This is a genomic window from Thermophilibacter sp. ET337 (assembly GCF_024733715.1).
GTDB lineage: Bacteria > Actinomycetota > Coriobacteriia > Coriobacteriales > Atopobiaceae > Thermophilibacter.
Map to the genome: position 1 here is coordinate 48,785 of NZ_JANRHO010000009.1, position 18,808 is coordinate 67,592.

Genomic DNA, 18,808 nt, shown 5'->3' on the forward strand with positions numbered 1-18,808 from the left:
GAAAGGCAGAGACACCATGGCAGACGAGACCTACCGCCCCATCGACGAGATGACCTTTAAGGAGGCCTCGATCGAGCTCGAGCAGATCGTGCGTCAGCTCGAGTCCGGCGACCTCGAGCTCGAGGACTCGCTCACGCTCTACGCGCGTGGCGTCGAGCTGCTCAAGAGCCTGCGCGAGCGCCTCTCGGGCGCCGAGCAGAAGGTCCGCGTCCTTCTCGACGCCACCGACGAGAACGCCTCGACCACCGACACCTCATCGGCGCCGAGCACGGCGTATATTGACGAGTAGCCAACCGAAAGGAGCGCGCATGTCCGACTGCATCTTCTGCAAGATCGCCAACGGCGAGATCCCGAGCGAGTTTCTCTACGAGGACGAGAACGTCGTCGCCTTCAACGACCTCAACCCCCAGGCGCCCGTCCACGTGCTCGTGGTGCCCAAGGCCCACCATGACAACTTCGTCGACGACGTCCCCGCAGAGACGCTGCTCTCGATGGAGCGCGCGGTCAAGGCGGTGGCCAAGAAATGCGGCGTCGCCGAGTCGGGCTTCCGCTGCATCATGAACACGGGCGCGGCCGCCGGCCAGACCGTCATGCACCTTCACATGCACGTGCTCGGCGGGCGCGGTCTCGGCGAGGGCCTGCTGCCCGCTTAACGATTTGTTCCCCGGCACAGTCCCTCGGCGCGCCCGAGGGCGTATCATGGGACACGTCAACGGAACGTGTGTGGGGGAGTCCCCTCGAGAGGAGAGTCATGAACGTCCTTGTCATCAACGCCGGCAGCTCGTCGCTCAAGTACCAGCTTCTTGACGTCGACACGCGCGAGGTCTATGCGAAGGGCAACTGCGAGCGCATCGGCATCGACGGCTCCTTCGTCGGCCACGAGGAGATGGGCGGCGAGAAGCAGAAGCTCGAGGTCGCGCTTCCCGACCACAAGACCGCCATCAAGTACGTCTTCGACATCCTCAAGACCGTCGACAAGCCCATCGGCGGCATCGGCCACCGCGTGGTCCAGGGCGGCTGGTACTTCCCCGAGTCCGCGATCGTGACCGACGAGACGCTCGCCCAGGTCCGCGAGGTCGCCCCGCTCGCGCCGCTGCACAACTACGCCGAGGCCGACGTCATCGAGATCTGCCGCGACATGTTCCCCGAGCTCGGCAACGTCATCGTGCCCGACACCGCATTCCACTACCACATGCCCGAGCACGCCTGGCGCTACGCCATCCCGCGCGACGTCGTGGACACCTATCACGTCCGCAAGTACGGCGCCCACGGCACGAGCCACCGCTTCATCTGGCGCACCGTGCACGAGATGATGGGCGACAAGACCCACAAGCTCGTGAGCTGCCACCTCGGCTCCGGCGCGTCCCTCTGCGCCATCCAGGACGGCAAGTGCATGGACACCACGATGGGCCTCACCCCGCTCGACGGCCTGATCATGGGCACCCGCTGCGGCACGCTCGACCCCGCCACGGTCTTCTACCTCAGCCGCGAGGCGCACATGAGCGTCGACGAGATCGACACCATGATGAACAAGAAGTCCGGCCTGCTCGCGGTCTCCGAGGTCTCCTCCGACTCCCGCGACATCGAGGCCGGCGCCGAGAAGGGCGACGAGAAGTGCCAGATGGCCCTCGACATGTTCAACTACCGCGTCTCCCAGCTCTTCGCCGAGATGGCTGCCTCCATGCAAGGCGTCGACACGATGGCCTTCACCGCCGGCATCGGCGAGAACGCGCCGGAGATCCGCGCCGCGATCTGCGAGCTGCTCGGCTGGATGGGCGTTAAGATCGACGACGAGAAGAACGCGATCCGCTCCGACGAGCCGCGCGTGATCTCCACGCCCGACTCCGCGATCACCGTCATGGTGGTCCCGACCAACGAGGAGTACATGATCGCCCTCGACGTCGAGGAGCTTCTCGGCTAGCGCATGCCCGCATCGAGCTCTGTCGGGCCCGGGTCTCCTGCGGGAGGCCCGGGCCCCGTTCTTCTCGCCTGCCGCGCCCGCTGCGAGGGTGTGTACACCGCCCCTTGAGGGTATGTACACCGTTCGAGCTCGGGCGGACAACGTTGCCGCAGGTAGATGACGTGCCGAGAAGAACGGGACAGGCAGCGCGGTGTACATACCCTCATGGGCGGTGCGCACACCCTCGCGGTTGTCCCGCCTTCGTTAACGTTCCGGCACCAGGCGGTTTAAATCCTACCGGCATGGGTACAATTTGGGGATGTGAACGGACCCAAGGGAAAGGATCCCCATCATGGCCCTCAACGACCTCGTGCTCAGCCGCCGCCGCGCCCTCGGGCTCGGCGCCGCGACCCTCTCTGCGCTCGCCATCGCCGCCTGCGACGCCGAGGCGCCCGCCCCTGAGGGCGACGACTCCTCGGAGACCCCCGAGGAGGCGCAGCTCGACGTCACCGCCTACGACGACCTCATCGCCACCGGTTCCGTCGCCGCGGAGGACGACATCGCCGCCTCCGAGTGGGCCTCCAAGGTCAAGGAGGCCGGCACCCTGCGCGTGGGCGGCGTCCAGACGTCGCTGCTCTTTAGCCTCCTCAACGAGAAGGACGGCAAGACCCGCGGCTTCGACGCCGGGCTCTTCCAGCTGCTCGCCCGCTACGTCCTCGGTGACGAGAACGCCGTCGAGATCACGCAGGTGACGTCCAACACGCGCGAGTCGGTCCTCCAGAACGACCAGGTGGACGCCGTCTTTGCCACCTACTCGATCACCGACGCCCGCAAGGAGGTCATCTCCTTCGCCGGCCCGTACTACACCACGCAGCAGTCCATCCTCGTGATGGCGGACAACGAGGACATCAACGGCCTCGAGGACCTCGCCGGGCGCAACGTCGCCGCGCAGTCCGGCTCCACCGGCCCGAGCATCCTCGAGGAGTACGCGCCCGACGCCACCGTCCAGGAGTTCGCGACCGACGAGGAGGCGAGAAGCGCCCTCGAGCAGGGCCGTGTCGACGCCTACGTCATCGACACCGCCATGCAGATGGGCAACATGACCCGCAACCCCGGCCGCTATCGCCTCGCGGGCGAGGAGTTTGGCCCCGTCGACCCGTACGGCATCGGGCTTCCGCTCGACTCCGACGGCGTCGAGTTCGTGAACGCCTGGCTGCAGCGCATCGAGGTCGAGGGCCTCTGGGCGAGCCTCTGGCAGGTCTGCATCGGCGACCGCGCGGGCATCGAGAGCGCGCCCGAGCCACCTGCCATCGGCGCGTAACCTGTCAACCTGCACGTTGGGGACAGTCCCCAACGTGCATATGTGAATTGGGGACTGTCCCCAAATCACATAAAACTTTTCTGCAAATTGGGGACTGTCCCCAATTGACAGGGGGAGGTGAGCATGGGGCTTTCCGAGCTTCTCGGCACATACGGCGACAAGTACCTGCAGGGGCTTCTCGCCACTTGGTCCATGGCCGCGGTGAGCTTTGTCTTTGTGATGGCGCTCGCGGTCGTGGTGACGGTCGCGCGCGTCTCGCCGTATAGGCCGCTGCGCGTCGCCGGAGACCTCTACGTGCAGGTCTTTCGCAACATTCCCGGTGTCGCGCTGCTCATCATCATCGCCTACGCCCTGCCGGAGCTGCGCATCGTGCTCGACTGGCGCACCTGCGTCATCGTGACGACGATCCTTCTGGGCTCGGCCTTTGGCTCGGAGAACTTCATGAGCGGCATCAACACCATCGGCGTGGGGCAGATCGAGGCCGCGCGCTCGCTCGGGCTCACCTTCACCCAGATCATCCGCAAGATCGTGGTCCCCCAGGCGCTGCGCACGACGGTGCTCCCCATGACCAACCTGCTCATCGCCGTCATGCTCACCACGGCGCTGGGCTCCCAGGTGCCGCTCAACCCCCAGGAGCTCACCGGCGTCGTCTCCTACGTCAACACGCGTGCCACGGGCGGCATCCTCGCGTTTCTCGTCTCTGCCCTGTGCTACGTGGGCACGGGCTTTGTGATCTCGTTCGTCGGCAACCGCATCGACCGGAGGGTGAGGATCCTACGATGAGCTCTACACGCACCCTCTCCATGCGAGACGCCCTCTACGAGACCCCGGGCCCGCGCACGCGGCGGCGCGTGCGCATCGGGACCGCGATCTCAGCCGTCGTGGTCCTTCTCGCCATCGCCGCCGTGGTCCGCCAGTTCTGGGTCACCGGGCAGCTCGCGCCGCGCTACTGGTCGTTCTTCCTGCAGTGGACCACGTGGCGCTTCCTCGGCCAGGGCCTGCTCGGCACCGTCGCGGTGGCGCTCACCGCAGGCGCCATCGCGCTCGTCCTCGGGCTTCTGCTCATGCTTGGCCGCACGAGCGGGGTGCGCCCCCTCGCGGCGCTCTGCCGCGTGGTCACGGACTTCTTCCGCGGCGTCCCGAGCCTCCTGCTCATCTACTTCTTCTTCCTTGTCCCCTCGCAGCTGGGGCTCAAGCTGCCCGCCTTCTGGATGCTCACGCTGCCGGTCGCGCTCGCGGCCTCCGGCGTGCTCGCCGAGGTCTTCCGCGCGGGCGTGAACGCCGTGCCGCGCGGGCAGGTCGAGGCCGCGCTCTCCATCGGCCTCAACAGAGGCAAGACCATGCGCAAGATCGTGCTTCCCCAGGCGGTGCGCTACGTGATCCCCTCGCTCATCGCCCAGCTTGTCGTCGTGGTCAAGGACACGACGGTGGCCTATGTGGTGAGCTACCCCGACCTCATGCAGAACGCGCGTGTCCTCATCACGAGCTACGACGCGCTCGTCTCGCTGTACCTGGTCATCGCCGTCATCTACATCCTCATCAACTACGCGATCAACAAGGCGTCGGTCTACGTGGCAAACAAGACCGGCGTCAGGATCGTCCGCTAGGGAACGGAGCGTCATGAGCCAAGAGCACGCAGGCGAGAAGAACGTGCCGGTCATCGAGCTGCGCCACGTCGACAAGCACTACGGGGACCTCCACGTCCTGCGCGACGTGAGCCTCTCGGTGGCGCGCGGCGAGGTCGTCGTCATCATCGGGCCCTCGGGCTCCGGTAAGTCGACCCTGTGCCGCACCATCAACCGCCTCGAGACCATCGACTCCGGCGAGATCCTCATCGAGGGGGAGCCGCTGCCACAAGAGGGGCGCGAGCTCGCGAGGATGCGCTCCGAGCTCGGGATGGTCTTCCAGCAGTTCAACCTCTTCGCGCACATGAGCGTCCTGGACAACGTGACGCTCGGCCCGCGTGAGGTGCTGGGCCAGCCAAAGGAGGAGGCCGAGAGGTACGCGCTTGAGCTTCTCGGACGCGTGGGCGTGGCTGAGCAGGCGCACAAGGTCCCCGCCCAGCTCTCCGGCGGCCAGCAGCAGCGCGCCGCCATCGCGCGCTCGCTCGCCATGAGGCCCAAGGCGATGCTCTTCGACGAGCCCACGAGCGCCCTCGACCCCGAGATGATCAACGAGGTCCTCGACGTCATGGTCGAGCTCGCGCGCGGAGGTATGACCATGATCGTGGTCACGCACGAGATGGGCTTCGCCCGCCGCGTCGCCGACCGCGTGGTCTTCATGGCCGACGGTCAGATCGTCGAGGAGGGCGTGCCTGACGCCTTCTTCGACCACCCAAAGAGCCAGCGCGCCCGCGACTTCCTCGACTCCATCAAGGGGCACTAGCATGGCGAGAAGACCGGTCGTTCTTGTCGCCCCTCGCTGGGAGGCGCCCGTCGTCGAGGGGTCGGAGACCATCGCGCCGCAGGAGGCCATCGCGGACTGCTTCGTGGACGCGATCCTCGCCGCAGGGGGTCTGCCCCTCATGATGGCGCTCACCGAGGACGAGGACGTCATCGCTGAGTACGTGGAGCGTGCCGACGGCGTTGCCGTGCCGGGAGGGCCCGACGTGAGCCCCGCGCTCTGGGGCGACGAGCGCCCCTACGACCCGACGCTGCTCTGTCCCCAGCGCGACGCCTTCGAGCTGCCGCTTCTGCGCTCTGTCGTTGCCGCGGATAAGCCCCTGCTCACCACCTGCCGCGGCACGCAGCTCCTGAACGTCGCGCTCGGTGGCACGCTCTGCATGGACGTGCCGAGCCTCGGCGCGCGCGAGGGCATGGTCCAGTGGCGCCACACCGGCATTCTGAACACCGTCTGCCACCCCGTGGAGGTGGAGGAGGGCTCCCTTCTGTCACGCGCGCTCGGCGGCGCCGCGCTCGTGCAGACGAACTCCGCGCACCATTGCTGCATCGACCGCCTCGGCGAGGGCGTGAGACTCGTCGCGCGCGCGACCGACGGCGTCCCCGAGGGCATCGAGGTCCCGGGCAGGCGCTTCTGCGTCGGCGTCCAGTGGCACCCCGAGTACACGTGGCGAGAGGTGGAGACCGACCTCACCCTCTGGAAGAGCTTCGTCGACGCGTGCCGCTGACCGCGGGTCCTCGGCCTGTTTCACAGGCTCAGCGATCGCTTCGCTCGCTCGCTGCGCGAAATCGCCTGTCGAAACAGACCGAGGGACCGCGGTCAGCGGACGTAGTGATACGCGATCCGCGGGGTGCCGTCCTCGACCCAGATCGTGCCGCGGCGGACGAAGCCGCACTTCTCGAGCGTGCGCCGCATGGGGGCGTTGTCGGCGTGGGTGTCGGCGCGGACGTTGCTGTGCTCCGCACAGAGCCACGCGAGCATGCGCGAGCCGGCACCGCGGCCGCTCTCGGCGACCGCGAGGCGGTGCATGACCCAGTAGGGGTCGTCGTTAAGCCAGGAGTCACCCTCGATCACGGCGTAGGTGGGGTCCGGTCCGGGAAGGACGCTCATGACGGCGATGGGGCCTGCCCCCTCGTCAAGCACCCAGAGGGCGTCGGCCTCGAGGTCCTTCTCGGCGTCCAAGAGGCCGGGGTAGTCACCGGGCCACTGCGTGGGGTTGCCGTTTGCGCGCATGAAGGAGCGCGCGGCGGCGTAGATGTGGCAGACGGCCTCGAGGTCGTCTGCGGTTGCAGGGCGAATCTGGCCCATGGCTAGAACGGCCTCATGGTGAAGGTGCGCTCGAAGGAGGCGCCCGGCTCCAGCTTCACGGTGCCGCGCTTCTCCTCGAAGACGTCGGACTCGTCGTAGGCCGTCGCGCAGCCGATCCAGGGCTCGATGGCCAAAAACGGCGCGTCCTCGCTCGCCGTCCAGACGCCGAGGAAGTCAAAGCCGTCGAAGCCGACCTCGACGCCGTGGCCCGACGGGCCCTCCAGGCGCACGCTACGGCCCGGGACCTCGAGCATCACGATCGTGAGGAGCTCGGCGATTCTCTCGTGCGAGAGCCTCATGCGGTCGGAGTCGCAGAAGAGCTCGGTCATGTGCGAGAAGTCGTGCATGCCGGCCTCGTCGATGCGGGGCACGCGGGCGGTCCAGGCCTTGGGGAAGACGAGCTCGTAGTCCGAGAAGGACGCGCCCTCCTCGCCCGGGACGGGCACGTTGAACGCGGGGTGGCCGCCAAAGGTGAAGGGCATGACCACGTCGCCGGTGTTGGTGACCTTGAAGGTCTGGGCTAGGCTGCCGTCGACGATGGCGTAGGTCATGTTGAGGCGGAAGTCGTACGGGTAGCGGGCGCGGGTCTCGTCGCTGGAGTCGAGCTCGTAGGTCACGCTCGTGGGCGTCTGTTCCACGATCGCGTGGTCGTAGTCGCGCGCGAGGCCGTGGCGCCCAAGCGTCACGGGGCCCTGCTCGCTCACGGCGCGGCCGTCGCGCAGGACGCCCACGATGGGGAACAGGATCGGCGCGCGACGAGGCCAGAACTTCTCGTCGCCCTGCCACAGGTACTCGCCCTCGCCGAGGCGCAGGCTCATGAGCTCGGCGCCGTCGGAGGTGATGGTCGCGGAGACGGTGCCGTCGGAAATGGTCGTGAGCGTTGCCATGTGTTCCTCCTCTGTTGTCCCTATCTCTCAAAACTCTATATGCCGTGCGTGTGTTTGTTGCGCTTGTCTTGCCGAATGGGGCGTAAGTCGCGGCAAACGGGGCGTTTGTGTCATAATGTGCCGATGACTGACGCCCGAGCGGCGTCGTAAGGAGCATATCCGTGCGTCGAGGCGTCGGCGGCGGCGCGCCGCCTGCCAGCGTCCGCTAAGGAGGAACGCATGATCATCGAGGAACTGCTGCGTTACGGAATCGCCCACACCGAGGAGAAGACGGTCATCGACGCGTCGCCGGCCGTTCTCATCGAGACCGCCGTCGAGCGCGGCGAGGGCGAGCTTACGAGCACGGGCTCCCTTTCCGTCATCACCGGCCAGTACACCGGCCGCTCCCCGCAGGACCGCTTCATCGTCGACACGCCCGACGTCCACGACAAGATCGCCTGGGGCAAGGTCAACGTGCCCTTCTCCGAGGAGAACTACCAGAAGATCAAGAGCGAGGTCATCGGCCACCTCTCCGAGCGTCGCCTCTTCGTCGTGCACGGCCTGGCCGGCGCCGACCGCCGCTACTCCCGCAAGATCTGCGCCATCTGCGAGCTCGCGAGCCAGGCGCTCTTCGTCCATCAGATGCTCGTCCGCCCGACCGACCAGGAGCTGCGCGACTTCGGCGAGGCCGACTTCGTCGTGATGGCCGCCCCCACCCTCAAGCTCGACCCGGAGGTCTACGGCACCCACTCCGAGGCCGCTGTCCTCATCAACTTCCAGGAGCGCATCATCCTCGTGGTGGGCACCCAGTACTCCGGCGAGATCAAGAAGTCGATCTTCTCGGTCATGAACTACCTGCTCCCCGTTGAGGACCACGTGCTCACGATGCACTGCTCCTGCAACATGAACCCGCGCTCTCACGGCACCACGGTCTTCTTTGGCCTCTCCGGCACCGGCAAGACGACCCTCTCCGCCGCCGAGGACCGCCTGCTCATCGGCGACGACGAGCACGGCTGGGCCGAGGACAAGGTCTTCAACATCGAGGGCGGCTGCTACGCCAAGACCATCGACATCACGCCCGAGACCGAGCCGCAGATCTGGAACGCCATCCGCTTTGGCTCCATGTGCGAGAACGTGATGGTCGATGACGAGACCCGCGTCGCCGACTACTTTGACACCTCGCTCACCGAGAACGGCCGTGTGGCCTACCCCGTCGACTTCGTGCCGGGCGCCGTCAAGAAGGGCCGCGCCAAGCGCACCCCGGACGTCGTGATCTTCCTCACGGCCGATGCCTTTGGCGTGCTGCCGCCGATCGCCAAGCTTGACCGCAACGCCGCCATGTACCACTTCATGACCGGCTTCACCTCCAAGGTAGCCGGCACCGAGCGCGGCATCAAGGAGCCGCAGCCCACGTTCTCCTCGCTCTTTGGTGAGCCGTTCATGCCGCTCGACCCCAACGTCTACGCGCAGATGCTCGGCGAGAAGATCGACAAGGGCGGCGTGCGCGTCTACCTCATCAACACCGGCTGGACCGGCGGCCCCTACGGCACCGGCAAGCGCATGAAGCTCGCCTACACCCGCAAGATGGTCGAGGCCGCCCAGTCCGGCATCATCGACGACTCCGAGTTCGTCCACGACGAGCGCTTCAACCTCGACGTTCCCACGTCCTGCCCGGGCGTGCCCTCCGAGCTCCTCAACGCCCGCAACACCTGGGCCGACCGCGCCGCCTACGACGAGATGGCCGAGAAGCTCGCCATGATGTTCGTCGACAACGCCGAGAAGCGCCTGCAGACCATGGCGCCCGAGGTCCGCGCCGCCGGCCCCAAGCCGATCATGGGCTAGGGCGTCCCACAGATAGATCCGCTGGGCGGGGTCGAGGTTCTTCTCGGCCCCGCCTTTGTGTGCCGCGAGACGGCTGGCTCTATTCCTCCTCACGTTGACAAGGATTCGAATGATGTATACCGCATGCAGAGTGCATCGTTCGAGAAAGGAGCGGTCATGCCGGCACTGCAGATCAGGGACCTCCCGCAGGGAACCTACGACGCCCTCAAGTGGCGTGCGGAGAGCGAGCACCGCAGCCTCGCGCAGGAGGCGACGGTGGCCATCGAGCGCCACCTGCAGCTCGTGCCCGGAGAGCCGCAGATGATGGGCTACGAGCGCCGAGCCCTCACCGAGGAGCAGGAGCGCCAGGCTCGCATCGCCAAGCGTAAGGCAATCTTCGCTGAGATCCACGACGTGCTCGGTCGCGTGGAGATTCCCGAAGACTTCCCCGACCCCGTCGAGATCATTCATGAGGGGAGGCGAGAGCGCGATGCTCGTCTTGGACTCTAGCGCTGCGATTTCCCTGGTGTTTGAGCGACCCGAGGCCGATACGCTTCGCACTTTGACCTATGAGGGCGAGAAGGTCATCGCCCCCGAGCTCTACGTCGCTGAAATGGCACATGCCGTCGAGAAGTATGTACGCGGGCAGTACGTCAATGCCGCCACCGGAGTCACGCTCTTCGGCAAGGCTTGGCGCTTGGTTGACGAGCTCATCCCGATGAAGGAGCTCGCTCTGGAGGCGCTCTCCGAGTCCCTGCGGCTCGGTCACTCCTCCTACGACGTCTTCTACTTCGTGCTGGCGCGCCGCAACGCGGCGACGATGCGCACGCTCGACCGGCACCTGCAGCAGCTCTGCCTAGAGAACGGCGTCAACTGCGTCTGCGGTCTAGACGTCGGAGACGAGCGCTGGACCGTCCGCAACGAGACCGAGGTGGGGCCGACGGGGATGGGCGGCGTCACACGCGAGGAGCTCGAGCATGCGGTTGGTCGCGATGCGAACGGGGTATAAGCGCCGATAAGGACATGGTTCTCAGAGCGGTCAAGGCGGGTGGTCGTGATGCGGCTGTCTCTTGGTCAGGTCTTAAGGCTCGCGGGCATCGCGGTGTTCACGTGCGTCTTCTGGTGCTGCGCATTGCTGGACGGGGAAGGCGCCGCCTATCCCTTCTTTTTTGCGTGCTACCTTGCGATCGTCGCAATTCTCGTCATCGACCTCCTGCGATCGCGTCGCGGTGACGACGGGCTGCGGCTTGCGGGTGCAGCGCGAGGCGCCTACCTCGCCCTCGTGATCGTCTGGGGAGTCCTCACGTTGATAGCCATCATCGCCGACGTGCACGTGGGGGCCTACGAACTGTGGAACTGGATGCTCACCGTGCTGATATGCCTGCCAAACGACCTTGCGTACCCGCCGCGCGACGCACCCAGCTACGACCCGCCGCTCCCGCAGCAGCGCTGACGTTCGCTTTCCCAGTGAGGAGATGCCGTGTGTACGATCAAGGTTGCGCCCGTCCTTGCGATCGCGCTGTCCCTGCTTCTCGTGGGCTGTGCACCGAGCACGCCCTCGAGCCAGAAGACCGGGGCACCTGGATCGAGGTCGACAGCCGGTGGAGCGAGGTCGACTGGGACCTGGAGTGGCTCGTCCGCGCCGAGTCCGCGCTCGAGGTCGCACGGGCCGCGCTTGCGGAGGCCTAGCCGACGCCTCGCTCCTGGCGAGGGTATGTACGCCCCACGGACGGCACGTTTTTCTCGTCAATGCCTCTGAGCTGCGACTTTATCGAGTGCACTGGATAGGTGAGCGTACACACCCTCAAAATGAGAGCCCCGACGCCTGGTGACGCCGGGGCCCCGTTTGCGTGAGGAAGGCCTCTGCTACGCGTGCATCTCGGCCATCTGGGCCTGGACGGCGGTGATGGCGACGACGCCCACGATGTCGTCGGCGGAGCAGCCTCGGGACAGGTCGTTCACCGGCTTGGCGATGCCCTGCAGGATGGGGCCGTAGGCCTCGGCGCGACCGAAGCGCTGGACGAGCTTGTAGCCGATGTTGCCGGTCTCGAGGTTGGGGAACACGAGCACGTTGGCGTGGCCCGCGACCTTGCTCTCGGGGGCCTTGAGGGCCGCGACCTCGGGCACGATGGCGGCGTCGAGCTGCAGGTCGCCGTCGATGGCGAGCTCGGGCGCCTTCTCCTTGGCAAACGCGGTGGCCTCCTGGACCTTCTTGGCGGTGTCGCCGCCGGCGGAGCCCATCGTGGAGTAGGAGAGCATGGCCACGCGCGGCTCGACGTCGTCCATGAAGGTGGCGAAGGAGTTGGCGGAGGCGATGGCAATCTCGGAGAGCTCGTCGGATGTCGGGTCGATGTTGAGGCCGCAGTCGGCGAAGACGAGCGTGCCGTCGGCGCCGAACTCCGGCGTCTGGGTGCACATGACCATGAAGGCCGAGACGAGCTTGGTGCCGGGGGCGGTCTTGAGGATCTGGAGGGCCGGGCGCAGTGTGTTGGCGGTGGAGTGGCAGGCGCCCGAGACCAGGCCGTCGGCGTCGCCCATCTTGACCATCATGGTGCCGTAATAGGTGGCGTCCATCATCTGGGCGCGGGCCTGCTCGATGGTCACGCCCTTCTTGGCGCGCAGCTCGGCGAACTTCTGGGCGTAGGCCTCGTGCTTGGGGGCGGTGGGGGAGGTCGGGTCGATGACGGTCACGCCCTCGACGTCGATCTTGGCCGGATCGCCCAGGATGACGAGGTTGGCGAGGTCCTCGGCCACGATTGTGCGGGCGGCCTCGATGGTGCGCGGGTCCTCGCCCTCGGGCAGGACGATCGTCTTCTTGTAGGCCTTGGCGGCCGCCTTCATTCGTGCGAGAAAGTCACTCATGGCATCCCTTTCGACTCTTCACAAAAAGCCCTTGATAGCGTGCGCTCGTCCCGCGAACTGTGCTTATCGGCGGTGTTGGCGACGGGCACGGGACCATTATACGGTCGAGGTGCTAGAATCTATCGAACGATTGGGCGAGCGCACGGTTCTTCTCGCCCCGCCGCCCACGGGCGGCCGCAAGCAGAAACGCTGAGAGGACAGGTATGGGAATCGAGAACGGTCTGCCCGCGGGGTTCAACCCCGATAGCTATGACGCCATCGTCGTGGGAGCGGGCTATGCCGGCGCCGTCTGCGCGCGCCGCCTCGCCGAGTCGTGCGGATTCAAGGTGTGCATCCTTGAGCGTCGCGACCACATCGCCGGTAACGCCTACGACTACGTCGATGACGCCGGGATTCTCGTCCACAAGTTCGGGCCGCACATCTACCACACGACCAACGAGCGCGTGAACCAGTTCCTCTCGCGCTTCACCGAGTGGACGAACTATCAGCACAAGGTCCTCGCCAACATCCACGGCACGCTGATGCCGGTGCCCTTCAACCACCGCTCGCTGCTCCTCGCCTTTGGGGAGGAGAAGGGCGAGCGCCTCTACCGCAAGCTCGTGGCCACCTTCGGCGAGAACAAGAAGGTGCCGATCATGGAGCTGCGCGAGAAGAACGACCCCGAGCTCGTCGAGGTCGCCGACTACGTCTTCGAGAACGTCTTCCTTCACTACACGATGAAGCAGTGGGGCCAGACGCCCGACCAGATCGACCCCTCCATCACCGGGCGCGTCCCCGTCTTCGTGGGTGACGACGACCGCTACTTCCCGGGCGCCCCCTACCAAGGCATGCCCGCGGAGGGCTACACCGTCATGTTCGAGCACATGCTCGAGCACGACCTCATCTCCGTCTTCCTGGGCGTCGACGCGCGCGACGTCATCAAGGTCTCCGACATGAGCGTCTCGGTCTGCGGGCGCCCGTACGGCGGCGAGGTCATCTACACCGGCCCGCTCGACGAGCTGTTTGGGCTTGACCTGGGGGCCCTGCCGTACCGCACGCTCGACATGCGGTTCGAGACGCTCGACCAGGACCGCTTCCAGCCCGTCGCCACGGTCAACTACACCACGAGCGAGGACTTCACCCGCATCACTGAGTTCAAGAACATGACCGGGCAGGTGGTTCCCGGCAAGACCACGATCATGCGCGAGTACTCCAAGGCCTACACCCCCGGCAGCGGCGAGACCCCGTACTACGCGATCCTCGAGGACGAGAACCTCGAGCTGTACCGCCGCTATCGCGAGCGCGTCGACGGCGTGGTGAACTTCCACTGCGTCGGGCGCCTCGCCGAGTACCGCTACTACGACATGGACGGCGTCGTGGCCTCGGCGCTCGAGCTCTCCGACGAGATCGTCTCGCAGCACAGCTAAGGATGCGCCTCAGGCGAGCCCCGATGAGGGGCTCGCTTCATGCGCGGGCACAGAAGGAAACCAGATGAGCAAGACCGTCAGCACCCCCAAGACCATCACCTTTGGCATTCCCTGCTACAACTCGTCCGCCTACATGGACCACTGCATCGAGTCCATCCTCGAGGGCACGGGCTACGCCGAGGACGTCGAGATTGTCATCGTGGACGACGGCTCCGTGAAGGACGACACGGCCGCCAAGGCCGACGCCTGGGCCGAGCGCCACCCCACCATCATCAAGGCAATCCACCAGGAAAACGGCGGCCACGGCGCCGCCGTCATGAAGGCCGTGGCCAACGCGAGCGGCGTCTACTTCAAAAACGTCGACTCCGACGACTGGGTGGACGCCGACGCCGTGCGGGCCCTCCTCGAGAAGCTGCGCTACTTCATCGGGCTCGGCGAGCACGTCGACCTCGTCATCACCAACTACGTCTACGAGCACGTGGAGGACGACACGCGCAACGTCGTCGACTACCGCCACGTGCTGCCGGTGGACAAGGTCTTCACCTGGAACAACATCGGCCACTTCATGATGTGGCAGTACCTGCTCATGCACGCGCTCACGTACCGCGTGGACGTCCTGCGCGAGTGCGGCCTCGAGATGCCCCCGCACACCTTCTACGTGGACAACATCTACGCCTACGTACCGTTCCCCAAGTGCCGCAGCATCTACTACCTCGACGTGGACGTCTATCGCTACTTCATCGGCCGCGAGGACCAGTCCGTCAACGACAAGGTCCTCACGAGCCGCGTGGACCACTACTGGCGCGTCGCGCGCGTGATGATGCACGCCTATCACGTCTACGACGACATCGACTCCGCGAAGCTGCGCAGCTACATGATGAACTACTTCACGATCATCATGGCCATCTGCTCGGTCTTCTCCAAGAAGAGCGACCGCCCGGACGCGATGGACGAGCTCCAGCGCCTCTGGGACGAGCTGCGCGCCTACGACAGGCGCATGTACCGCCGCGCCCGTCACGGCGTCGTGGGCCTCGCCACCAACCTCCCCGGCACCGTCGGCAAGGCCCTCACGCTCGCCGGGTACCGCGCGGCCCAGAAGCTGGTCAAGTTCAACTAGCTCGTCTAACCTTTCGCGCGCCGGGATGCCCCGCTGCGCTTCTCGTCTGGCTCACTGTGCTTCGCGCAGAAATCGCCTGACGAGAAGTGCAGCGGGGCATCGCTCTCGAGGCCGTCTCCCACCGCAAGGTTGAGCTAGAAACCCAGGCCAAGCTTCAGGTCAAATCTTGGTTGTTATAAGTTGGTGGGACGTAACGCACGGTCGTTGCTGGGCTCGATGCAGGGCGCCGGGCCGCAACCTCACAGGTCAGCCGCGGCAGGGTAGCCGTACGCTCCCACGGCCTGGCGGGCGCCGTCCGCGATGGCGCGCCCAAGTGCCCTCGTTGCGAGTGCGCCCACGACGTCCACGGGGGCCTCCACCTCGCCCGTGGCCATCACGAAGACGGTGTCGCCGTCGTTGGTGGTGTGGGTGGGGGAGATGGCGTGGGCGTAGGCGTCTGCGGACATCTGGGCGACCTTGGTGGCCTGAGCCTTGGTGAGGCGGGCGTTGGTGACCACGCAGGAGATGGTGGTGTTGGTGCGCGCGAGGGGCATCTTCGCGTAGCCGCCGAGAAGGACCTCGACGGTGTCGGCGATCGCGGATCCGTCCGGGGTGCGGACGCCCGCGATCTTCTCGCCCGTGTCCGGGTCCAGGACGTCGCCGCAGGCGTTGACTGCCGCGACGGCGCCGCAGACGAGCTCCCCGGCGCGCTCGACGTCCTCGCCGAGGCCCGACTTCATGGCGCGCTCCGGGCCCGCGAGCTTGCCCACGGTGCAGCCCGCGCCGGCGCCGACGTTGCCGCGTGCAAGCGGGGCGCCGTTGCCGTCGAGCGCCGCGACGCAGGCGGCGCGGCCGTCCTCGGCCGTGGGGCGCACGGAGGGGCTTCCGCAGGCGAGGTCGAACAGGCAGGCGCCCGAGACGATGGGCACCTTGGCGACGCCGACGTCGAGGCCCACGCCACGGCGCTCGAGCTCCTCGGCCACCCCGCAGGCGGCTGCGAGGCCGTACGCGCTGCCACCCGAGAGCACGACGGCATGGAGGACGTCGACCGTCTCCTCGGGGCGCAGGAGGTCGGTCTCGCGCGTCGCGGGGGCACCGCCGCGCACGTCGACGCCGCCGGTGGCGCCCGACGGGCAGCAGATGACGGTGCAGCCGGTGCCGGCCGCCCCGTTGGTCGCGTGGGCGGCATAGATGCCGGGAATCTGCGTGACGCTCTCGATGCTCTTGTCGCTAGGCAAGGGGTCCTCCCATCCTGATGGCCTCGGCCACATAGTCCTTCTCGTCTCCCATGAGGCGGGTTACCTCGCGCACGAGGCGCGCCACCGGCAGCCCCACCACGTTGGAGTAGTCACCGTCGATCCTCTCGACGAGCAGCCTGCCGGCGCCCTGGATGCCGTAGGCGCCCGCCTTGTCGAGCGGCTCGCCGGTCGACACGTAGGCGGCGATCTCGGCGTCCGTGAGCTCCCAGAAGGTGACGTCGGTGGTCTCGACGAAGCTCGCCCGCTCCTCTGCGGAACCGTCCTCGGCAAGGCTCAGCACGCAGACGCCCGTCGAGACGTGATGGGTCCTGCCCGAGAGCTCGCGGAGCATGCGGGCGGCGTCCTCGGGGCCCTCCGGCTTGCCGAGGGCCTCGTCGCCCATCCAGACGATGGTGTCCGCGGCGACGAGCAGCCCGTCGGAGGGGGAGGCGTCGAGCGTGGCGCGGGCCGCCTCCGCCTTCTCGGCGGCGAGGCGCGCCACGAGCTCCATGGGGGACTCGCCAGGCAGGCGGGCCTCGTCGATGTCGGCGGGGCGGATGTCGAGGTCGAAGCCGGCCTCTGAGAGCAGCTCGCGTCGACGCGGCGATTGCGAGGCGAGAATCATTCGTGTCCTTCCTGGATCGAGCGGGTTCTGTGAATTGGGGACAGTCCCCAATTTACAGAAAAGCGGGAGCCGCCTCTAGCGACTCCCGCTCAACGTCTGGTGACGCGTTGTCGAGCGTGCTACTCGACCACGATGGCGGAGACGGGGCAGTTGTCGGCAGCCTCCTGGGCGGCGTCCTCGGCCTCCTCCGGCACGTCCTCCTCGATGGCGACGGCGACGCCGTCGTCAGAGATGGAGAAGACGTCGGGGCAGGTGCCCTCGCAGAGCCCGCAGCCGATGCAATCCTCGTTGACCGTAGCCTTCATGGTGAAATCCTCTCTCTTGCTCGGGCCCTTCGCCCAAGTTGCCTATCTTTGTACACGTTTCGCGGCGAGCGCGCAACCGTCGCGGCCATATGTTCCAAATTGTCGGTCACCGTGCTGAGCTGCGGTTTATTCCTAGCAGCTCAGGGGGATTACCGTAGGGTCAGCGTCTGTGAATTGGGGACGTGTTATTTCGTGCAGACTTTTTGGGACAGGCCGTCAAAGGCCTATCCCAAAAAGTCTGCACGAAATAACACGTCCCCAATTCACAGACGCCGGAGGAGGGTGACGGTCTCGACGTGGAAGGTCTGCGGGAAGAGGTCGACGGGCGTCACGCGCGCGGGCGAGAACGTCCCCGCGGCCTCGAAGCGGGCGAGGTCGCGCGCGAGCGTCGCGGGGTCGCAGCTCACGTAAGCGATCGCTCGGGCAGGCTGCTCGGAGAGCCTGCGCACCACGTCCTCGGCAAGCCCCGCGCGCGGCGGGTCCACGACGATGACGTCGGCGTCGGTGTCCGGGAACTCTCTACCCGCGTCCCCCCCGATGGGGTCCACGTTGTCGAGGCCCGCGGACTCGAGGTTGCGCCGCAGGTCGCGCACGGCGGGCCCGTAGGACTCGACGGCGGATACAAAGCCCGCGCGCCGCGCGAGCGGCAGCGTGAAGGTGCCGGCCCCGCAGTAGAGGTCCATGGCCTCCTCGTCCTCCTGCGGGCTCAGCGCCCCCATCACGAGCTCAACGAGCTTCTCGGCCCCCTTGGTGTTGACCTGGAAGAAAGAGGGGGCGGAGACGCGCATGCGCTCCTCGCCCACGAGCTCGCCCCACGACCCCGCGCCGGAGAGGCACTCCACGCCGGCGATGCGGCGGGCCTTGGCGGGGCCCTTCTGCATCACGCGGACGACGGAGGTGGGCCTCAGCGCGTCAGCGAGCACCTTGGCCGCCTGGGCGCGCGGGAAGGCGCCGGGACGATCCCAGAGGGCGACCTCGACGTCCTTGGTGCGCCGCGACACGCGGATGCCCACGCGCTCGAGGTCAAGGTCGTGGCTGTTCGAGAGATAGGCGAGGGCGCCAGAGACCGACTTGACCGCCCCTGCGTGCGCCTTGTCGAGCAGCATGCAGCTCTTCACGCGGACGACGTCGGCCTCGCCGCGCCCGTGCATGCCGAGAACCGCGCGGCCGTTCTGTCGGGTCACCGCGAGCTCGACCTTGTTGCGGTAGCCCCACTGATCGCTCGGGGTGACGAGCGGCGCCACGAGCCCCTCCGCTCGCTCGGGCGAGAAGTGCCCGATGCGCGTGAGCGCGTCGACGACCCCGGCGCGCTTTGCGGCGGCCTGGGCAGGGTAGGAGAGCGCCGCCCAGGGGCAGCCGCCGCAGGCGCCCGCGAACGGGCACGCGGGCGCCACGCGGTCCGCGGAGGGCTCGAGCACCTCCGCCACGCGCGCGTGCGCCCAGCGGTCCTCCTCGCGGTCGACGACGGCGCGCACGCGGTCACCGGTCACGCCGCCCGCGACGAAGACGGTCTTCCCGCCCTCGTCGCGGGCCACGGCGTCCGGGCCGTAGCTCATGCGCTCGCAGGTCAGCTCGATCTCACGCGTCCCGCTCACTCGTCACCCCCGCCGAAGAGGGTGCCGAAGGCCTGGCCAAAGAGGCCGAGCGCACGGGAGACGCG

General features: G+C 67.1%; 22 protein-coding genes. 15 read left to right on the forward strand and 7 right to left on the reverse strand.

Features of this window, described 5'->3' with window-relative positions; translation table 11 throughout:
* Positions 1–16: 16 nt before the first annotated feature.
* The 8 genes from xseB (at position 17) to NW198_RS08280 (ending at position 6,348) form a co-directional block, all read left to right on the forward strand.
* The gene (gene xseB, locus NW198_RS08245) at positions 17–289 is read left to right on the forward strand and encodes an exodeoxyribonuclease VII small subunit (RefSeq protein WP_087315218.1); all 273 of its coding nucleotides are present in this window, start codon (positions 17–19) and stop codon (positions 287–289) included.
* A gap of 19 nt (positions 290–308) precedes the next feature.
* Positions 309–653 carry a histidine triad nucleotide-binding protein gene (locus tag NW198_RS08250; RefSeq protein ID WP_258340737.1) on the forward strand — a complete coding sequence of 115 codons (345 nt, stop codon included), beginning with the start codon at positions 309–311 and terminating at the stop codon, positions 651–653.
* 98 nt (positions 654–751) lie between these two features.
* Positions 752–1,921: an acetate/propionate family kinase gene (locus tag NW198_RS08255; RefSeq protein ID WP_087315214.1), complete on the forward strand. Its 1,170-nt coding sequence runs from the start codon at positions 752–754 to the stop codon at positions 1,919–1,921.
* Between the two features lie 331 nt (positions 1,922–2,252).
* Positions 2,253–3,221, forward strand: a complete 969-nt coding sequence (locus NW198_RS08260) for a glutamate ABC transporter substrate-binding protein (protein WP_258340739.1) — start codon at positions 2,253–2,255, stop codon at positions 3,219–3,221.
* Positions 3,222–3,344: 123 nt separating this feature from the next.
* Positions 3,345–4,004, forward strand: coding sequence for an amino acid ABC transporter permease (locus NW198_RS08265; protein WP_258340740.1), 660 nt, complete (start codon positions 3,345–3,347; stop codon positions 4,002–4,004).
* The gene (locus NW198_RS08270) at positions 4,001–4,828 is read left to right on the forward strand and encodes an amino acid ABC transporter permease (RefSeq protein ID WP_258340741.1); all 828 of its coding nucleotides are present in this window, start codon (positions 4,001–4,003) and stop codon (positions 4,826–4,828) included. Before NW198_RS08265 ends, NW198_RS08270 begins: the two co-directional genes overlap by 4 nt.
* A 13-nt stretch (positions 4,829–4,841) precedes the next feature.
* On the forward strand, positions 4,842–5,606 hold the full coding sequence (locus NW198_RS08275) for an amino acid ABC transporter ATP-binding protein (RefSeq protein WP_258340742.1): 765 nt from the start codon (positions 4,842–4,844) through the stop codon (positions 5,604–5,606).
* Between the two features lies 1 nt (position 5,607).
* A complete protein-coding gene (locus tag NW198_RS08280) occupies positions 5,608–6,348 on the forward strand; it encodes a gamma-glutamyl-gamma-aminobutyrate hydrolase family protein (protein ID WP_258340743.1) in 741 nt (246 codons plus the stop codon).
* A 92-nt stretch (positions 6,349–6,440) separates the two neighbouring features.
* On the opposite strand, the gene NW198_RS08285 is transcribed toward NW198_RS08280, so the two are convergent.
* Both NW198_RS08285 and NW198_RS08290 read right to left on the reverse strand, forming a co-directional pair.
* Complete coding sequence (locus NW198_RS08285; RefSeq protein WP_258340744.1) at positions 6,441–6,929, reverse strand: GNAT family N-acetyltransferase; 489 nt, start codon at positions 6,927–6,929, stop codon at positions 6,441–6,443.
* A 2-nt stretch (positions 6,930–6,931) separates the two neighbouring features.
* Positions 6,932–7,816 carry an aldose 1-epimerase family protein gene (locus NW198_RS08290; protein ID WP_258340745.1) on the reverse strand — a complete coding sequence of 295 codons (885 nt, stop codon included), beginning with the start codon at positions 7,814–7,816 and terminating at the stop codon, positions 6,932–6,934.
* Positions 7,817–8,035: 219 nt separating this feature from the next.
* Between NW198_RS08290 and pckA the strand changes: the two genes are divergently transcribed.
* The 5 genes from pckA to NW198_RS08315 all read left to right on the forward strand — a co-directional run bounded on the left by pckA (position 8,036) and on the right by NW198_RS08315 (position 11,305).
* Positions 8,036–9,637 carry a phosphoenolpyruvate carboxykinase (ATP) gene (pckA, locus tag NW198_RS08295; RefSeq protein WP_258340746.1) on the forward strand — a complete coding sequence of 534 codons (1,602 nt, stop codon included), beginning with the start codon at positions 8,036–8,038 and terminating at the stop codon, positions 9,635–9,637.
* Between the two features lie 156 nt (positions 9,638–9,793).
* On the forward strand, positions 9,794–10,126 hold the full coding sequence (locus NW198_RS08300; RefSeq protein WP_087315197.1) for a hypothetical protein: 333 nt from the start codon (positions 9,794–9,796) through the stop codon (positions 10,124–10,126).
* Positions 10,107–10,625 (forward strand): type II toxin-antitoxin system VapC family toxin, encoded by a 519-nt coding sequence (locus NW198_RS08305; RefSeq protein WP_258340747.1) that lies wholly within the window; start codon positions 10,107–10,109, stop codon positions 10,623–10,625. Before NW198_RS08300 ends, NW198_RS08305 begins: the two co-directional genes overlap by 20 nt.
* Before the next feature lie 45 nt (positions 10,626–10,670).
* Positions 10,671–11,069, forward strand: a complete 399-nt coding sequence (locus tag NW198_RS08310; RefSeq protein ID WP_258340748.1) for a hypothetical protein — start codon at positions 10,671–10,673, stop codon at positions 11,067–11,069.
* A gap of 29 nt (positions 11,070–11,098) precedes the next feature.
* Positions 11,099–11,305: a hypothetical protein gene (locus NW198_RS08315; RefSeq protein ID WP_258340749.1), complete on the forward strand. Its 207-nt coding sequence runs from the start codon at positions 11,099–11,101 to the stop codon at positions 11,303–11,305.
* Between the two features lie 177 nt (positions 11,306–11,482).
* Here the strand turns inward: NW198_RS08315 and pta are convergent, their stop codons facing one another.
* Entirely contained in the window at positions 11,483–12,478 is a 996-nt protein-coding gene (gene pta, locus NW198_RS08320) for a phosphate acetyltransferase (RefSeq protein WP_258340750.1), read from the reverse strand.
* 203 nt (positions 12,479–12,681) lie between these two features.
* Between pta and glf the strand changes: the two genes are divergently transcribed.
* Positions 12,682–13,884, forward strand: coding sequence for a UDP-galactopyranose mutase (glf, locus tag NW198_RS08325; RefSeq protein WP_087315190.1), 1,203 nt, complete (start codon positions 12,682–12,684; stop codon positions 13,882–13,884).
* Positions 13,885–13,948: 64 nt separating this feature from the next.
* Positions 13,949–15,001, forward strand: coding sequence for a glycosyltransferase family 2 protein (locus NW198_RS08330; protein ID WP_258340751.1), 1,053 nt, complete (start codon positions 13,949–13,951; stop codon positions 14,999–15,001).
* A 239-nt stretch (positions 15,002–15,240) separates the two neighbouring features.
* Here the strand turns inward: NW198_RS08330 and NW198_RS08335 are convergent, their stop codons facing one another.
* The 4 genes from NW198_RS08335 to rlmD form a co-directional block, all read right to left on the reverse strand.
* Complete coding sequence (locus tag NW198_RS08335) at positions 15,241–16,218, reverse strand: P1 family peptidase (RefSeq protein ID WP_258340752.1); 978 nt, start codon at positions 16,216–16,218, stop codon at positions 15,241–15,243.
* Positions 16,211–16,843: a nucleoside triphosphate pyrophosphatase gene (locus tag NW198_RS08340; protein ID WP_258340753.1), complete on the reverse strand. Its 633-nt coding sequence runs from the start codon at positions 16,841–16,843 to the stop codon at positions 16,211–16,213. The genes NW198_RS08335 and NW198_RS08340 overlap by 8 nt, the downstream gene beginning before the upstream one ends.
* 119 nt (positions 16,844–16,962) lie before the next feature.
* Positions 16,963–17,148 (reverse strand): ferredoxin, encoded by a 186-nt coding sequence (locus NW198_RS08345; protein ID WP_087220644.1) that lies wholly within the window; start codon positions 17,146–17,148, stop codon positions 16,963–16,965.
* 263 nt (positions 17,149–17,411) lie between these two features.
* Positions 17,412–18,725, reverse strand: coding sequence for a 23S rRNA (uracil(1939)-C(5))-methyltransferase RlmD (gene rlmD, locus NW198_RS08350; protein ID WP_258340754.1), 1,314 nt, complete (start codon positions 18,723–18,725; stop codon positions 17,412–17,414).
* Positions 18,726–18,808 lie beyond the last annotated feature (83 nt).

What these genes read in the sequence shown, in the direction of transcription:
- NW198_RS08275 (WP_258340742.1), top strand. Translation starts at nt 4,842, where the DNA reads ATGAGCCAAGAGCACGCAGGCGAGAAGAACGTGCCGGTCATCGAGCTG.
- NW198_RS08250 (WP_258340737.1), top strand. Translation starts at nt 309, where the DNA reads ATGTCCGACTGCATCTTCTGCAAGATCGCCAACGGCGAGATCCCGAGC.
- NW198_RS08290 (WP_258340745.1), bottom strand. Translation starts at nt 7,816, where the DNA reads ATGGCAACGCTCACGACCATTTCCGACGGCACCGTCTCCGCGACCATC.
- NW198_RS08345 (WP_087220644.1), bottom strand. Translation starts at nt 17,148, where the DNA reads ATGAAGGCTACGGTCAACGAGGATTGCATCGGCTGCGGGCTCTGCGAG.
- NW198_RS08265 (WP_258340740.1), top strand. Translation starts at nt 3,345, where the DNA reads ATGGGGCTTTCCGAGCTTCTCGGCACATACGGCGACAAGTACCTGCAG.
- NW198_RS08305 (WP_258340747.1), top strand. Translation starts at nt 10,107, where the DNA reads ATGCTCGTCTTGGACTCTAGCGCTGCGATTTCCCTGGTGTTTGAGCGA.
- NW198_RS08285 (WP_258340744.1), bottom strand. Translation starts at nt 6,929, where the DNA reads ATGGGCCAGATTCGCCCTGCAACCGCAGACGACCTCGAGGCCGTCTGC.
- xseB (WP_087315218.1), top strand. Translation starts at nt 17, where the DNA reads ATGGCAGACGAGACCTACCGCCCCATCGACGAGATGACCTTTAAGGAG.
- NW198_RS08330 (WP_258340751.1), top strand. Translation starts at nt 13,949, where the DNA reads ATGAGCAAGACCGTCAGCACCCCCAAGACCATCACCTTTGGCATTCCC.
- glf (WP_087315190.1), top strand. Translation starts at nt 12,682, where the DNA reads ATGGGAATCGAGAACGGTCTGCCCGCGGGGTTCAACCCCGATAGCTAT.
- pckA (WP_258340746.1), top strand. Translation starts at nt 8,036, where the DNA reads ATGATCATCGAGGAACTGCTGCGTTACGGAATCGCCCACACCGAGGAG.
- NW198_RS08255 (WP_087315214.1), top strand. Translation starts at nt 752, where the DNA reads ATGAACGTCCTTGTCATCAACGCCGGCAGCTCGTCGCTCAAGTACCAG.
- pta (WP_258340750.1), bottom strand. Translation starts at nt 12,478, where the DNA reads ATGAGTGACTTTCTCGCACGAATGAAGGCGGCCGCCAAGGCCTACAAG.
- NW198_RS08260 (WP_258340739.1), top strand. Translation starts at nt 2,253, where the DNA reads ATGGCCCTCAACGACCTCGTGCTCAGCCGCCGCCGCGCCCTCGGGCTC.
- NW198_RS08280 (WP_258340743.1), top strand. Translation starts at nt 5,608, where the DNA reads ATGGCGAGAAGACCGGTCGTTCTTGTCGCCCCTCGCTGGGAGGCGCCC.
- NW198_RS08340 (WP_258340753.1), bottom strand. Translation starts at nt 16,843, where the DNA reads ATGATTCTCGCCTCGCAATCGCCGCGTCGACGCGAGCTGCTCTCAGAG.
- NW198_RS08300 (WP_087315197.1), top strand. Translation starts at nt 9,794, where the DNA reads ATGCCGGCACTGCAGATCAGGGACCTCCCGCAGGGAACCTACGACGCC.
- NW198_RS08270 (WP_258340741.1), top strand. Translation starts at nt 4,001, where the DNA reads ATGAGCTCTACACGCACCCTCTCCATGCGAGACGCCCTCTACGAGACC.